This is a genomic window from Plantactinospora mayteni, assembly GCF_016862935.1.
In the GTDB taxonomy this organism is placed as follows: domain Bacteria; phylum Actinomycetota; class Actinomycetes; order Mycobacteriales; family Micromonosporaceae; genus Plantactinospora; species Plantactinospora mayteni.
This window is the reverse complement of record NZ_BONX01000050.1, coordinates 55,091-70,960: the sequence shown is the minus strand read 5'-3', so window position 1 is coordinate 70,960 and position 15,870 is coordinate 55,091. Positions and strand designations below refer to the sequence as shown.

General features: G+C 71.5%; 9 protein-coding genes. 3 read left to right on the top strand and 6 right to left on the bottom strand.

The annotated features are described in order from the left end of the window. Window positions 1-3 precede the first annotated feature (3 nt). Together Pma05_RS33270 and Pma05_RS33265 are read left to right on the top strand one after the other, a co-directional pair. Window positions 4-1,356, top strand: coding sequence for a sensor histidine kinase (locus Pma05_RS33270; protein ID WP_203861477.1), 1,353 nt, complete (start codon window positions 4-6; stop codon window positions 1,354-1,356). Then, window positions 1,356-2,030 carry a response regulator gene (locus tag Pma05_RS33265; protein WP_203861476.1) on the top strand — a complete coding sequence of 225 codons (675 nt, stop codon included), beginning with the start codon at window positions 1,356-1,358 and terminating at the stop codon, window positions 2,028-2,030. Before Pma05_RS33270 ends, Pma05_RS33265 begins: the two co-directional genes overlap by 1 nt. 93 nt (window positions 2,031-2,123) lie before the next feature. On the opposite strand, the gene Pma05_RS33260 is transcribed toward Pma05_RS33265, so the two are convergent. From Pma05_RS33260 to Pma05_RS33240, 5 genes are all read right to left on the bottom strand, one after another. After that, window positions 2,124-3,026: a hypothetical protein gene (locus tag Pma05_RS33260; protein ID WP_203861475.1), complete on the bottom strand. Its 903-nt coding sequence runs from the start codon at window positions 3,024-3,026 to the stop codon at window positions 2,124-2,126. Further along, on the bottom strand, window positions 3,023-4,294 hold the full coding sequence (locus tag Pma05_RS33255) for a CHAT domain-containing protein (protein WP_203861474.1): 1,272 nt from the start codon (window positions 4,292-4,294) through the stop codon (window positions 3,023-3,025). The genes Pma05_RS33260 and Pma05_RS33255 overlap by 4 nt, the downstream gene beginning before the upstream one ends. Continuing rightward, entirely contained in the window at window positions 4,287-7,751 is a 3,465-nt protein-coding gene (locus tag Pma05_RS33250) for a tetratricopeptide repeat protein (RefSeq protein ID WP_203861473.1), read from the bottom strand. Before Pma05_RS33250 ends, Pma05_RS33255 begins: the two co-directional genes overlap by 8 nt. Next, window positions 7,748-10,261: an NACHT domain-containing protein gene (locus Pma05_RS33245; protein WP_203861472.1), complete on the bottom strand. Its 2,514-nt coding sequence runs from the start codon at window positions 10,259-10,261 to the stop codon at window positions 7,748-7,750. The genes Pma05_RS33250 and Pma05_RS33245 overlap by 4 nt, the downstream gene beginning before the upstream one ends. Window positions 10,262-10,494: 233 nt before the next feature. After that, complete coding sequence (locus Pma05_RS33240) at window positions 10,495-11,745, bottom strand: WD40 repeat domain-containing protein (RefSeq protein ID WP_203861471.1); 1,251 nt, start codon at window positions 11,743-11,745, stop codon at window positions 10,495-10,497. 208 nt (window positions 11,746-11,953) lie between these two features. Here Pma05_RS33240 and Pma05_RS33235 point away from each other — a divergent pair, with 208 nt between their 5' ends. Further along, the gene (locus tag Pma05_RS33235) at window positions 11,954-12,925 is read left to right on the top strand and encodes an alpha/beta fold hydrolase (RefSeq protein ID WP_203861470.1); all 972 of its coding nucleotides are present in this window, start codon (window positions 11,954-11,956) and stop codon (window positions 12,923-12,925) included. A gap of 1,500 nt (window positions 12,926-14,425) precedes the next feature. Here the strand turns inward: Pma05_RS33235 and Pma05_RS33230 are convergent. Continuing rightward, on the bottom strand, window positions 14,426-15,568 hold the full coding sequence (locus tag Pma05_RS33230) for a DNA cytosine methyltransferase (protein WP_203861469.1): 1,143 nt from the start codon (window positions 15,566-15,568) through the stop codon (window positions 14,426-14,428). Between the last annotated feature and the right edge of the window lie 302 nt (window positions 15,569-15,870).

Below are 15,870 nucleotides of genomic sequence, written 5' to 3'. Positions count from 1 at the left end.
CCGATGCGCCGGCTCGACGTGCCGCTCGCGCTGGCCAGCGCGGTCGCCATCGCGGTGGCGACCGAGGTGGCCGTCGAGCCGTCGAGCCGCGACTCCACGGTGGCGGCGGTCGCCCTGGGCGTCGTGACCGGCGGCCTGCTGCTGTTCCGGCGCCGGCATCCGGTACCGGTGCTGGTGCTTTCGCTGGTCGCCATCATGGGCTACAACCTGACCGACTTTCCCAGCGTCTCGCCGATCTGGCCGCTGCTGGTCCCGCTCTACACGGTCGCCCGGGCGGGTCAGCCGCTGATCGGGGTGGCGGTCGGTGTCTCGACCCTGCTGGTCTCCACCGGCTGGGTGCTGAACGCCGGAGTCGACCCGCTCCGGCTGCTCGACGGGGCGCTCCGGGAGGCCGCGATGCTGGCCCTGGCCCTGGTCGCCGGCACCGCCTTCCGCACCGCCGAGCTGTACGCCCGGGAGGCCGAGGCCCGGCTCGCCGCCGAGCAGGCGGAGCGGGTCCGGGAGTCCGCCCGGCTGGTCCTCGCCGAGCGGATCCGGATCGCCCGCGAGCTGCACGACGTCACCGCACACACCGTCGCGGTGGTCGGGATCCAGCTCAACCTGGCCCGGGAACTCGTCGGGCGTGACCCGGAGGCCGCCCGGGAGCTGCTGGACGGCGCCCGACAGGTCAACGTGGACGCGATCGACGAACTGCGCCGAGCGGTACGCCTGCTGCGCGAGCCCGGTGCCGCGACCGCGCCGGAGCTGCGCTCCCCGCCGGACGAGACGCAGCTTGGCACGCTGCTCGACCGGGCGGCCGAGGCCGGCCTGACGACGACGTTCGACCGCGAGGGCGAGCCCTGGCCGCTGCCGCCGACCGTCGGCCTGACCCTCTACCGGATCGCCCAGGAGTCCGTCACCAACGTGCTGCGGCACGCGGACGCCCGGTCGGTCACCCTGACCCTCCGGTACGCCCCGGACGGCGTCGGCCTCGACGTCCGCGACGACGGCAGGGGCGGCGATTCCGGGGCGGCATCCGCCGGACACGGCCTGACCGGGATGCGGGAACGGGCCACCGGGCTGGGCGGCACGCTGCACGCCGGCCCGCTGCCCGACGCCGGCTACGCCGTCAGCGCCTGGCTGCCCCGGACGATCCACCCCGCCGGCGGGAGCGTGCCGGCCATCGCCGCCGGCGGGTCCGGGCCGGCCGAGGTGGCCGAGGCGAGCGCCGTCGCCGACGGGACCGTGCCCGGCCGAGGTGGCCGAGACGACCCCGCCGCCGGCGGGAGCGTGCCGGCCGAGGTGGCCGATCGGGGGCGGGCGGTCGACGCCGGCCGGGTCGCGGGGGCGACCACCGCGCCGGACAGGGCAGGCTGATGACCATCCGGGTGCTGCTCGCCGACGACCAGCCGCTCGTCCGGGCCGGGCTGCGTGGCCTGCTCGGGTTGGACGGCGACATCGAGGTGGTGGCGGAGGCGGCCGACGGCGCGGAGGCGCTGCGCCTGGTCCGGCGGGTACGACCCGACGTGGCACTGCTGGACATCCGCATGCCGGGCCTGGACGGCCTGACGGCCACCGAGCGGATCACCACGGATCCGGCCACCGCCGGGGTACGGATCATCGTGCTCACCACGTACGAGATCGACGAGTACATCTTCTCGGCGTTGCTGGCCGGGGCGAGCGGCTTCCTGGCCAAGACCGTCAGCCGGGAGGAACTGTGTCACGCGGTCCGGGTCGTCGCGGCCGGCGACGCGTTGCTCAGCCCGAGCGTGACCCGACGGGTGATCGAGGAGTTCGGCCGGCGACCCGGGCCGGCGCAGGGCTCGGCGGAGCGGCTCGCCGGGTTGACCGCCCGGGAACGCGAGGTGCTGGCGCTGGTGGCGGGCGGGCTGAGCAACGCCGAGATCGGCCGGGCACTGCGGATGAGCCCGCTGACCGCGAAGACGCACGTCAGCCGGATCATCACCAAACTCGGTGTCCGGGACCGCGCCCAGTTGGTGATGCTGGCGTACGAGACCGGATTGGTCACGCCCGGCGGAGCCGACTGCTGAGCCCCGGCACGGCACCGGGCTTGCCGGGAGCGACCGGCTGATCCCGACCCGGAGCCGGGTCCAGATCGGTCCGGATCCGGACGCGGCCGGAGGTCAGGCCGGGATCCTCCGCTCGTCCTCCTCCGGGCGCTCGTCGGCACGGTCGTCGAGGTCGGCACGGTCTTCGGGGGCGGCACGGTCTTCGGGGGCGTCGAGGTCGTCGGGGTGCTCGACCTCGACGACCTCCGGCTCGGACCCGCCGTCGTCCGGGTCGGGCATGCCGGCATCCGGGTCGGGCGTTCCGGGGTCCGGCTCGCTGCCCCGGATCCGTGGCGGCGACAGCCACCACCAGCGATGCCGTACCCGTCGGCCCTGCCACAGCACCGCACCGCCCGTCGCGCTGGCGAAGGAGGCCGCGACACCGTTGCGGGCGGCGACCCGTAGCGCGGTACCGGCCGAGCCGAGTGGCTGGCCGAGCCCGTCGAGGCTGGCGTCGAGGTTGGCGCCGAGGTCGACGAAAGCCTCCCCCCGCCGGTCCCCGGAGACGACCACCAGGGCGGCGCTCGCCCGGGCCACCTCGCTGACCAACACCCACTCGCGCTGCCAGCCGCCGTTGCCGTACGCGGCGAGGATGCGCCGGTCCACCTGCCGCAGGTTGCCGATCCGGCGTACCGTCACCTGGTCGGCGTGCAGCACGAACGCCCCGGCCCGGGAGAACCGGACCCGCAGCGCGGCGTTGCCCACCGGGATGCCGCTCTGGGTCGGGTCGACCGAGGCGTTCGCCCCGGCGGTCACCTCGGCACCGTCGCTGGAGGCGTACGTGTAGTCGGTCGGGGTGCCGGCGTCCTCGGCCCGTACCGTGATGCCCAACTCGCGCAACGTCGTCTGCTTCACCCAGCCGCCGTCGCCGAAGACGCCCACGTCGCCGAGTTCCATCGGGGTACCGGGCAGCCAGACCGGCAGCCGGTCGAAGGCGCCCCGGGTCTCGTGCCACAGGCTGTCGACCAGCCGTCTCATCCTGCGCCTCCGCTCGGGGACCGGACCGGCGCGGGCAGCGGCCGGATCCGCATGTCGGCCGGACCGTGCAACGAATACAGCAGGCCGAGCAGGCTGCCCCGGTCCTCCAACAGCCGCCACTTCGCCTCGTGCAGCGCCTGCCCGACCGTCGTACCGGTGAGCAGACCCGTGTAGAACCACCTGCTCACCTCGGCGGCCACCCGGTCCGGGACGTTCGCCGCCGTCGCGATGACGCCCCGGTTCCGGTTGTGCTGGAACGGCTGGAGCAGCGACACCGCGCTGGCCGGGTCCATCACCGCCGTTCCGCAGGCGTTCAGGAAGACCAGGGGCTTCTCCGGCGTACCCCCGGAGGTGCCGTTCGTCCAGTGCAGCACCAGTTCACTCTTCAACTCGGCCAGCCGGACGAGCAGTTCCCGTTCCCGATCGTCGGCGAGCAGGTAGCCGTGCGCCTCCGGGTCCTCGTCCCGGGCGGCGCAGTCGCAGGCGAAGTGCAGCACCTGGTCGGCCGGTACGCCCCGCTTGCCGTCGACACCGAGTCGCGGGTCGCAGAGCTGCGCGGCCAGGGTCGGTGCCGCCCAGTCGTCGAGGTCGGCCGGGTACGGCCCCTCCAGCCGGATGTGCCGGCCCCGGCCTCGGAAGAAGCCCAGCTCCTGCCGGGCTCCGGGCAGCCCGCCGTGGTAGACCAACCGGACCGCCAGCCGGCCCGGCCAGCCGGAGAGGTCCGGGTGCGGCGGTGTCCGGTCCGGATCCTGCCGTTCCACCGTGGCGGCGAACCCGGTGAACGCCAGGGCGACCCGCTCCAGTTCCGACTGGTCCCGCACCAGGGACGGGGGAGCCGGGTCGAAGAGCGGCAGCAGTTCCCAGGGGAAGAAGTGTCCGGGCTCGGCGACGACGTACAGCAGGGGTGCCGGCACCGGCCGGGTACGCCAACCGGGGCAGGCGGCCCGGAGGAACCCGACCAGCCGACCGGAGTCCTCGGCGGCGTCGGCGAGTACGTCGAAGAGGAAGGTCCGGCCCAGCGCGGCCAGCCCGGCCAGCGCCTCCCCGGCGGTACGCACCGATGGCGGGGCGGCCCGGCGCTGCCGCTCGACGATCCTCGCCAGCCCGTTGCCCAGCTCGGCGCAGTGCCGGCGCAACTGGTCGGCCGGTACCAGCCGGACCGCCAGCCGGGCGCCGGTGGCCGGTGCCGTCAGGTCGAGCCGGAGGACCCCGTGCGCGTTCCGGGTGTGTACCCGGACCGACGGCTGGGCGGCGGCGCCGTCAGGCATCCCCGACCGCCTCGATCCGCAGTGGTAGCGACTGCACCAGCCGGGCCGAGGAGAGCAGGGTCACCCGCACGTGGTGCGTCCCCGGCTCGTCGAAGAGCAGACCGCTGCGGTGCTGTACCCGGGCGTTCTCGGTCGGGCAGTTGACGGTCAGTTCCGGTGCGGCCACCTCGACGAACGGGGCGTCGACCAGCACTGTCAGCTCGACCTCCTCGGCCGCCGTACCCGTCGTCTCGGCCGGCAGCCAGAGCCGGGGCGCGGCCATCGTCGGCCGCTGGGCGTCGTCCGCGTACGGCCGGTGCCCGGTCACCACCAGCACGGTGAGTTCGCAGCGCCGCCCGACCGGTACCCGCCAGAGCGGCGGTTCGCCCTCGCCGGCCGGCGCCTCCTCGGCCCCGTCCAGGTGCACCCCGACCGCACCTCGGAAGGCGGCCACCGGAGCCGGGACCAGGGCCTGCCGGATCTCCGCCTGGAGCCGCCCGCTGACCGAGCTGGTGACCCGGGCCGCCAACTGCTCGGTCGCGGCCGGCGACAGGCTGACCGGACCGGCCGGCAGCGCCGGATATCCGTTCCGGACGGTCAGCGGGTCGTCGGCATCCTGGGCGGGCTCGGCCGGCCGGTAGTACCCCGGCGGCCGACCGTGCTCCAGCGAGCGGAGCACGTCGCGCAGCGCCGCCCAGTCCTCCTCGCCGGCGAACGTCGCGGCGGAGGTCATCAGCAGGTGCCGGGCGCTCTCCTGGTCGCCGGCCCGCAGCCGCAGTTCGCCACGGAGCCGGTCCAGCCGGGCGGCCAGCGGCGCGAGCATCTCCGGTGACTCACCGGCGGAGTGCAGCCGGTCGAGTTTGCTGGCGGCGACGTGCGCCAGCCGTTCCGCCTCCACCCAGCGGTGCAGCGCGAGGACGGCCCGAGCCAGCATGCAGTACGCGCGTACCTCGCCGACGGGGTTGCCCATCTGCTGGAAGATGACCGCCGCCGAGGCGGCCCGGCGGGCCGCGCGTACCGCCAGCCCGGGGCGAGCCGACAGCGGGCCGGCCCCGTCCGGGTGCCCGTCGGCCGCCAGCGCCCGGCCGAGCAGGGCCCGGGCCATCCGGTACTGCACGGTGGCCCGGCGGCGCTGGTCGCTCTCCACGAGTTCCAGGGTCTCGGCGAAGTACTCGTCGGCGGTGTTCCAGTCGCCGCGTCGCCGGGCACCCTCGGCGAGGGAGAGCAGGATCCGGTAGCGGGTCGCGTCCGGTACCCGGGGGTCGTGCAGTTCGTCCTTTGCCGCCTCCGGCGTGTCCACGTGGTGCACCTCGCCGAGCAGCACCTGGATCAGCCGCCGCTCGGCGATCAGCCGCTGCTCGGAGAGGTCGTCGCTCCGCTCGGCGTGCCGGTACGCGTCCTCCAGCGCCTCGATCGCCTGCCGGTAGTGGGCGGCCTGGAGGTACGCCTCGCCGGTCTTGCGCCGGATGCTGACGAACCGGCGCATCACTTCGAGCAGGGCGGCCTCGTCGTCCTGCTCCTCCGCGCGGCGGCGCAGTTGCTCGCAGTGCGCCAGCGCCCGGTCGAAGGTCCGTTCCGCGTCCGCGTACCGCTCGATCGCCACCAGGAAGGTGCCCTTGCCGAGCAGTACGTCGACCAGACCGAGCGACTCCCGCTCGTTCTCGGCGGCCAGGACCGCGCTGTCGTAGCCGTTCAGGGTCTCCCGGGCGGTCAGCTCGGCCGGTACGCAGCCGTCCAGCCAGGCGCCGATCCGCCACCGGACGCTGTCCGGGGTACGGGCGGAGTTGATCAGCCGGAGCAGGTTGGGATATTCCGAGCGCACCCAGCGCTGCGGGTTGTCGGCGATCCGTTTGGGCAGCGTCGAGTTGCGGCCCAGCCAGTGCGACGGCACCTCGACGGTGAACTCCGGATTCAGCACGGTCAGCGCGGCGGCCACCGCGTCCAGGTACGCCTCGTCCAGTCGGGCGAACGCGGCGTCGACCGTCTTCTGGTCGATCCGTGCCGCCTGCTCCAGCGCGAAGAGCCGGACCAGCGGGTGGAAGCCGTACCGGGCCACCCGCTCGACGTCGTCCATGCCGTGGTCGTGCAGCAGTTGGGCCGCGGCGAGCCGGTCGACCAGCGCCTCCGCCTCGTCCACCGGCAACTCCATCATCGGCGCCAGCACCCAGGGTACGAAGGTCGCCGACGGGATCAGCGCGAGCATCGCCAGCGCCTCCTGCTCCGGCGGGAGCAGCCGGCCGTATTCCGTCAGCAGGTGCCCGTGCAGCGCCCGCCCCGGCCGGACCAGCCAGCCGAGCCGGGACCGCTCGCCCCGGAGCAGCCCGGCGATCTGGCAGGCGTCGGCGTGGTCGTCGGCCACCCGTTCGGCGGCGGCGCGGATGGCGAGCGGCAGCCGGTCGCAGTAGCTGACGATCTCGGCGACGCATTCGGGGCGGATGCCGTCCGGCAGGTTCGACACCGCGCCGAACATGTCGAGCGCGTCGTCCTCACTGGGCAACTGGAGATGGTACGACGGGGTCGGCAGGTGGTCCGGCCAGAGCAGGTCCCGCCGGCTGGTGATCAGTACGGCGGTGGCCGGGTCGTTCGGCATGATCAGCCGGACCTGCTCGGCGTTGCGGGCCGCGTCGAAGATGAACAGGATCCGCTTCCGTACCGTCAGCGAGCGGAGGACGGTGGCCCGCGCGGTGGTGGTCGGGGGGATCTCGCGGTTGCGCCAGCCGAGCGCGAGCAGCAGCTCCTGGAGGATCTCGTGCGGGGGACGGGCGGCGGAGCCGGTGCCCATGCTCACGTACACCTGGCCGTGCGGATACTGGGCGGCCAGGTCCCGGGCCAGCTCGTCGACGAGCGCGCTCTTGCCGACGCCGGGCATGCCGTGCACCCGCAGTACGACCGGGCCGGTGTCGGCCTGCCGGTCGGCCGAGCCGTTCCGCCAGAACCTGGGCCGCCGGGTCGACCACGGCCGTGCGGCGCGCTGCCGGTCGTGCTGTTCACGCAGTTCGGCAAGCTCCCGGCCGCGTCCCCGGAACAGCACGTCCCGGGGCGGCAACGTGGGTACCGCCTCGACCCGACGCCGTCCGACCCGCCAGCGCAGCCGCCGGCGTACCGGTTCGAGGGTCCGCTCCGGGGCACCCGGCCCGGACGGCCCGCCGGGCCGCGCCGGGCGGGTCGGCAGCGGGATCCGGCCGGCGCCGCGGGTCGGGCCGGCGCCGGCCCGGGGCGTGCCCGGCTTGCTGGACTCGCGCGCCTCCGGCGGCTCCAGTAGCAGGACGGCGACGGCTCCGGAGGCGCTGAGCAGGCCCAGGGCGACATACTGGAGCCGGATCGGGATGTTCTCGTAGACCGTGCTCAGGATGACCGACAGGCCCGTGAAGGAGGCACCGGCCCAGAGGCGGAACCGGGCCGCTCGGCGACGAAACCGCTGGAGCCGCAGGCGCAGCGGCGCCCGCCCGGTCGACCGGGCGCCGTCACCGATGATCATCTTGTGCCGACGGTCAGCACGGCGGGGCGGACGGTACGCGCCGGTCGGCGGCGTATGACGGCACCCACCCGGCTGCCCTGGCCCTCGCCGCCCGTCCGCTCCTTGGACTCCACCTCCCAGAGCAGCCGTGCGGTCAGCCACTGACCGTAGGTGTCCCCGACCTTCGTGTACGCCTGCCGGGCCGCCCTGAGCAGCGAACTCGCCTCCTGCACCCGCCCGTCCAGGTGGTACGCCTCGGCCAGCGTCGTCGCGGACTCGGTCATGATCCACCGGTCACCACAGCGCCGTAACGTGCCGTGGGACTCCTCCAGCAGCGGAATCGCCCGCAGCAGGTTCTGCTCGGCCAGGTACGCCCGACCGAGCGCCAGCCGGGCGTGCCCGGCGCCGTACCGGTGCCGCAGGCTCGTGAACCCGGCCAACGCGGTCAGGCTGAACTCCCGGCTCTGGTCGAACTTCTCGATCTGGAGCAGGAGCATGGCGTGTTGCAGGCGGATCCAGCAGCAGCGGAGTTGCTGGTGCGCCTCGGGATCGGCGGTCAGTTGCTCCGCCTCGGTGAGCAGGCTCCGAGCCTTCTCCGGGTCACCGCACAGCTGCTCCACCATCGCCTCGGCGAGCAGGATGCCCGGCCGCTCACGCAGCGCGGCGCCGCCGCGTCGGTCGCAGAGCTCGCCCGCCTGTTTCGCGTACGCCCGGCCCTGGGCGCAGTTGCCCTGCAACGCCTGCGACATGATCTGCTCGCGCAGTACCCGGAGTCGTTCCCCGTCGTCGTCGGTCTGCCGGACCGCCGCGAGGGCGCCGTCGAGGTCCGCGCCGGCCTCGGCGAACTGCCGCTGGGTCAGGCGCAGATGCCCGGAGAGCCGGAGCGCACGCGCCCGGACCAGGGGATAGCTGCTCAGCTCGCTGGCGTTCGCGGCGTACGCCGCGGCGGCGTCGATCCAGCCGAACTCGGCCACCACCTCGCCGAGGGCGACGTGCACCAGTCCCTCCCGGACCCGGGCCGCGTTCTCGTCGGCCGCCGAGACCGTGCCGGTGGTGTCCTCCCGGCACCACGCCAGCAGTTCCCGGGCGCTCTCCAGGGCCTCGTTGAGCCGCCCCTCGTCGAACTGCTGGTAGACGGTCTGGCCGAGCAGTCTCTGCACGTCCCGGGCGTGCCGCCCGACCCGCTCGGCCTGTAGCGCACGCAGCACGCTCGCCCGGGTCGTCGCCGGCAGCGCCGTACGCATCCGCTCGGCCGCGTACACCCGGGTGTAGTGCGGCAGCGTGTACGTCGAGACCCCCGACTCGTCGTCCACCTGCCGGTCGGCGAAGCGGGCCAGGGCCAGCCGGTCGAGCAGTCGCGCGGCCAGACCCGGCTGCTGCTGCTCGGTCCCGGGCTCGCTCGGCCGGTCAGCCTGCCCGGCCGCCTGCTGTCCGGCTAGCTGCTGTCCGGCCGCCTGCTGCCCGACTGGCTGCTGTCCGGCTGACTGCTGCCCACGCAGCATGGCGGCGAGCAGCCACGGCTGGACCTGACGCCGCCCGGCCAGCCCGAGCAGCAGGAGGGCGTTCTGCTCGGCGCGGGTGAGCAGCGCGTACGCCAGGTCGAGGATGCCCCGGAACGGGAGGTCGGACTTTGCCACCCGGTCCGGGGCGGACTCGCGCATCCGGCGTACGGCGATGTCCAGCGTCCAGTTGCGACGGCCGGCGAGGACGGCGCCGGCGATGGAGAGTGCGACCGGGTAGCCGCCGGACGCGGCCACGATCAGCCGGGCCGGTTCGGAATCGTGCGACACCCGGTCGCCGCCGACCAGTTGGTGCAGCAGTTGGGTGGCGGCCTCGGTGTCCAGCGGGGCCACCGGCAGGCTGAGCAGGTGTGGAAAGCGATCGCGCAGCTCGGGAAGGTCGTGTTCGGCCGTGACGATGGTCAGGCACTGACGCCCGGCCGGCAGGAGCGGGAGAATCTGGTCGGCGTTTTCGACATCGTCGAGGATCACCAGGACCTGTCGACGGAGGGTCCGTTCGTGGTACCAGCGCTGGTAGTCCGCCGGTTCCGGTTTGACGTCCTTCGGACCATTCAGTAACGCCCAGACGAATCCGTCGAGCTGTTCCTCCACCGTTCTGCCGTCCGAGGGATCGAATCGGAACAGCAGTTGACCGTCCGGATATTCCGCCGCAACCCGATGAGCCAGGTGTACGGCAAGAGCGGTCTTGCCGACCCCCGGCTTGCCGTGCAGCACGATCAACTGCGGGCCGGGTGTGTCGTCGGTCGGCCTGGCCAGGTGGTCGCGCATCCGGTCCAGTGCTTCGTCCCGCCCGATCAGCAGGCCAGGAGGTGGAAGCTCGGCCGGGACGACCGGGTGCTGCCGGTCCCGGTCGGCGATGCGTTCGAGGCCACCCGGCACGACCGCGACCGGTGGGGTGGCGGCACGCTGGCGCCGGCTGAGCGCGAGGACCAGGAACATCAGGAATGCCCCGACGCCGGCCGCCGCGACAATCTTGACCACTGCCGGCCAGGAGCCGAGCAGGGTGGGCAATATCGCTAAGATCAGAATTCCGGCCAGGGTAAGGAGGAATCGCGGCCCTGTTCGCATCGGAGCTCCCCTCTTGGTGGCTCCATGATGGGGGCTGCCGGCAAATGTAAGCCAGTCATCGGATCCCTTTAGCCCCTGAATAGGCCAGGGTGTGGTTTGACGCTTGGCCAATCAAGCAATGACAATCAGCCGTCTGGGTGATGGGGTCGTCACCGACCTGTCGGGTCGGCGACTGTTCAGAGCCTGCGGACGACGAGTCGGCCGGTGTCCCCGCCCGTCGCCATCAGCCCGCCGTCGCGGGAGAAGACGATCCGGTAGACCCGCTGCCAGTCCTGGCCCTGCGGTACGACCTCGGCCGGGTCCCGCGTGTCGGCCCGGTACAGGCGCAGGGCGCCGTGCCCCCGGTCGCCGACAGCCAGGAGTTGGCCATCCGGCGAGTAGCTCCAGCCGAAGCAGGTCTGCCAGCGGTCCGTCCGGCCGGTGGGGTCCGGAAACGCCCAGCACAGGCGGCCGGTCTCGATGGAGACGCCGCACGGCCCCTCCGCGTGGTTGACGTTTCCGACCAGCAGCGTCTCGGTCGGGTCGAAGCCCACGACGGTGAACTGGAGCGACGGCGGGACCGGGATCCGGGTACGCAGCCGTTGCTCGTCGACGTCCCAGACCTCGATCTCGTTGGTCTGGTCGTGTGCCGCGTCGGCATGGCCGTAGACGATCCCCCGACTCGGCCGGTACAGCGCCAGCAGCCGCCCGGATGGCGAGAGGGCGCCGGCCCGGCACTCCGTACTCCGTGCCGTGGTCGACAACTCGAACAGTTCAGCGCCGTCCGCGTCGAGCACCCGCGCCCGGTCCGCCGAGTCGAAGAGGAGTAGGCGGCGACGGGCCGCGTCCCAGGCCGGCCGGACGCAGAACGGGTTGAGTGTCCGATCCGACCAGCTCTGCCGGGTGTAGTCCGCGAGCAGCCGCTTCTCGCCGGTACGCAGGTCCAGCCGCCAGGTCTGCTCGTTCAGCGCGAATACCAGGCTGGTGCCGTCGGCGTCGAAGAGTACGGCGTGCAGGAACGTCTGGCGGTCACCGGCCGGCTCGCTCTGTACCAGCCGCCGCTGGCCCGTCCCGACGTCGACCAGATGGATCTCGGCTCCGTACCCCTCCTTCAGCATCGTGCCGACGGCGAGGGTGCCGCCGTCCGGGTGCAGGTCGAAGGCGGTGGACGTGGAGCGGTTCGGCGCGATGGTCTCCAGGACGACGTCGCCGGGGACGGCGGTGGCCGGTACGCGGAGCAGGACGAAACCGCCGCGCAGCCGCTTGTCCTTCTCCTGGCCGAAGGCCCGTTCCGCCGCGTGGTCGTCGTCGAAGTCGAGTACCGTCTCGCGCGGCTTGCTCCCGCCCGTCCAGCTCGTCCGGGTCAATCGGCTGCCGGCGAGCTGGAGCCGGCAGTGTCTCGGCTTCGGCGAGCCGGGATCGGTCAGGGTGACGTCCTCGTGCGGCACCGGGCGATGCTAAAGGAACGGGGCGACAACGCCGGTCGACCCGGGTGGCCGGTGTCGTCGCCCGGCGTACCCGTGGCGGGCCCTGGACCGGCGGGGAGAGTGCGTCGACGGCGTCCTGTTTGGACTCGAAGGAGTGGTGTTAGGTCTACCGACCTTTGGGGAGTTTGCTGGCTATCTGGGTCCTGAGCTGCGCCGATAGCGTGGCATCATGATTCAGAAGAGCCGACGAGATGTCCTCCGTGGCGCCGCTGCGGTCAGCGGAGGGCTGGCCGGTGCGTGGGCGGGCCAGAGCGCCGCGATGGCTGGTGTCGACGACCGGAGGGATCGACGAGCGCCGACCCTGGTGTTCGTACACGGCACCCACTCCTCGATGTCCTTCGCCACCGGACTGTTCACCGAACTGACGTTGCGCGGGCACCGCGCGATCGGTGTCGACCTGCCGGGGCACGGCGACGAAGCATTCTTTCCCCGCTCCTACCAGGCACCGCAGGACCTTGCCACACTCGCGGTCGAACCCTCCCCGCTCGCCGGATTCACCATCGACGACTACGTCGAACGAGTGGTGGACGTGGTACGCCGGGCCCGCCGTCGTGGTCCGGTGATCCTGGCCGGCGCCAGCCAGGGCGGTGTCACCGTGAGCAGAGTCGGTAACGCCATCCCCGAGCTACTCGACCGGGTCGTCTACGTCTCGGCGTACTGCTGCGTGGACCTGCCGAACATGGTCGCCTACCTCGAGACGCCGGAGAACAGCGAAAGCCTGGTACACCTGATGCCGGCGATGACGGTCGGTGATCCTGCGGTGCTCGGCGTGACCCGGATCAACTGGCGCTCGGCCGACCCGTCGGTATTCGACGGTGTCCGGGAGTGCCTGGCCGGCGGCTTCTCCGACGCTGCCGTGAGCCGGCTGTTGAACATGTTCCAGCCGGACGAGACCGCCAGCATCCCGATGGCGGACGGACGGGGGAAGGCGCACAGTTGGGGATCGATTCCCCGTACCTATGTGCGGTTCAGCCGGGACCGGTTGATTCCGTTGGCGCTACAGGACCGGTTCATCGCCGAGGCCGACCGGCTGACGCCCGGCAACCCGACAGACGTACGGACAGTCGCGGCGCCGCACGTCGGTCCGTTCGACCGGCCCGAACTGGTGAAGATCTTCGAGGACCTCCTCACCGTACGCTGACCGCCGCCGATCGCCGGCGTCGGCGCTGTTTCCGGCTTCTGTAAGCCCTTCGGGTGAGACGGCGGCGTCCCGAATCCCCGAACCCGGCCGCCCCAGACCGGCTGCCAGGTGCCTCGTCGCGTCCCACCCGTCAGGTCCCACTGGATCGGCGGGTGGGGCGGCCGAGGCGCGTTTGGTGTCGCTGCGGGCCGGGTGAGTGCCCCCGAGCCGCCAGACGCGAGGAAGGCGACGGACCGGTTTCACGTCGATCATGTGCGATCGGCACGTTGGTCCGTGGGCTGCCAGCGCCGATAGGTCCTGAGGTCCCTGCGGTACGCTGACACCCGCCGCCAGGTAGCGTGGATCACCGCGCCCTCGTAGCTCAGGGGATAGAGCAACGGTTTCCTAATCGTGGTCGTACACATTGGCGCAGGTCGACAACCTGCAACTTCCGTTACTAGCGTTCTGTATTTTTGTGCTACGCCGCTCGTTGCGTGCTCCCTGAATCAGCGGGGCTGAGAAATGCGCTGGCTGTTACTCCGCCCTCCATTTATCGAGAAGCAGAAGAGGTCGGGCATCTTCAGGCCGTTGAGGGCAAGGCGGCCGGCCGCACGTCGTCCGGGCCGGCGATCGGACCAGGCGGCTGGTCGGCCCGCTGTATCCGAGCATCGGTTGGGTCGGTTGAGCCGACATGATGATTGGCGTCGGAGACGGCTCGAGGCGGGTAGATTCGGCGGCAGCCACAGCTCGTACCGGCCTTGGGTGATAACGCCGCCGTCGATATGAGCAGACTTCGGCCACGGACGGAATGTCAGCTGTCCACGCCGCCGGACCAGGTTCAGTCGCGATCGGCGGAAACAACGCAGGCCCGGTGCGGACAGCGGTCAGCAGCACCGACGACCTTGGCGAAAGCATCACTCCTGAGGCACGGAGGTGTGACTGTTCGGACGCTGGTCTCCGCGTACCCCTGCTACGCTGCCCAGTCATCGAGGATCGCGGTGAACACGGTGGTTACCGCATGGGAAACGCTACCCCGTCCTTATCACGAGCGGAGCCGAGTCCGGCAGCTGAGCACCCTGGGCCAGACCGCCCGCCTCATCGCGGAGCCGCTGTCCACATTGTCGTCGCACTGGAACGTGTGGTCGACCTGTTGATCGGCAACCTCGTCTGCGCCTGGGCCGGGGCCTCCCGGGCGATCCGGATGCGCTCAGCGGCGCTTTTACGCGCGTCCTGCCGCTGGCGTGTCACAACGTCATGTCCGGCGCCTCCCCGCCGACGGATCCGGCAGCCTCGCATCAACGCCCACGACGGAGTAGGCGTTGCAACCGCGTCAGCAGCACGCCGACTGCAGCTAGACCGAAGGCTGTGACAGCGGACGGATTCCCGACGGACGCCATATTGGTGCGCCGTGGACCAGCTAACGGGGACGAGGTGTGGCGCTCGGTCCAGGGGGATCGCCGTCCCGGTTTCCACCTGGACTGACGATCTGAAGGTGCCTTGCGTGGCCCGGCCGGCACCAATTCATGCGACCGCTGTGGGCGACGGAACTGGGCATGGCGTCTTCGCAGATGAAGGTGGAATCGTCACACGCCGACGGACTCGACTGACTGGTACTCTGACGGTCGCTACATGCTCCACGATCGCTTCGCCCACCGCTTGAGCGAGCTTCGGCGGCACGGCGTTGCCGATGAGCCGCCCGAGAGGCGCGAACTGCACCGGTTCCTTGGGCGCGACGAACTCGTAGTTCCGCGGGAAGCTTTGAAGGACCGCAGCTTCGCGCAAAGAGATTGCCCGGTCCTGTTCCGGATGGCCGAAACGGCCGGCACCGTAGTTGTAGGACAACGTCGTGATGGTGGGTGATGGTTCGTCCCAGACCATGCGGGCGTAGACGTTGCGAAAGGTGGAGCCGGACGACTTGCGGTGGCACGGAGCGCGAAGCTCTTCACGCCAGTCCTCCCAGGTGCCGCCCGGTTTCGAGCTTCTGATCCTCGCCAGGTTGACTGGCGTCAGTGTGCGGCTCTTATGGAGGCGATCGGCAGAGTCGACTTCCCCGTGGCCGAGTGCGGGTAGCCCGCGAATGGCCTGCTCGACGGTGACGTAGTCGGTCGGTGCAACCGTGCCTCTGGGGACGCGGATCTCGCCGAGGAGTGAGGCGACGAGGACCAAGCGCCGCCGACGTTGGGGGACCCCGTAAGCCGGGCAGTGACAGGATTCGTACTGCACTGAGTAGCCGAGTTCTTTGAGCTTGGCGACGAATGCCTTGAAGATCGGAGTGCTTCCGATGCGAGGAACGTTCTCCATGGTGACGATCTCGGGCATGGTGCCCTCAATCAGACGGCTGACCTCGTCGAGCAGTGGCCACTGGGCTTCCTGGGAGGTGTCGGCGCCACGGCGGTACGAGGAGAATGGCTGACACGGGGCACAGCCTGCCAGCACGCGAACCGACCCCCTCGGCCACATGGCGGCAAGTTCCTCAGCGTCCAGCTCGCACACGTCCTTCTTGTGGAAGGGGGCGTGGACATTGGCCTGGTAGGGGTACGCGCACGCCGGATCGATGTCGACACCTGCGGCGACCTTGACACCCGCCGCTTGCAGACCGTATGAGAGACCCCCAACCCCGCAGAAGAGGTCGACTGCCGAGATCTTGATGGTTCGCGGGGCCATGCTGGGACTGTAGTTGGTCGACGGGCGTCGACGCCGACCGGCGTCGACGCTTGCACCTTCGGCCCCCGCGCCAGCGACGTACGGTCGGAATCTTTGACTGCTATGCGACGCAGCCTCGGCTCGATCAATGGCCGACAGGAAGGCTAGCGTGCCCACAGTGACTCTCGGCCTGGCGCTCGAGCGTTGCGTGCCACCTCGGGCGAGGTTGGCGCACCACCACCACCACCACGGCCAGAACATTTGTTCTAAATGTCCCTTCTTGTCGTACCCCAGCTCTACGCTCGGATCGCCATGGAGGGGGA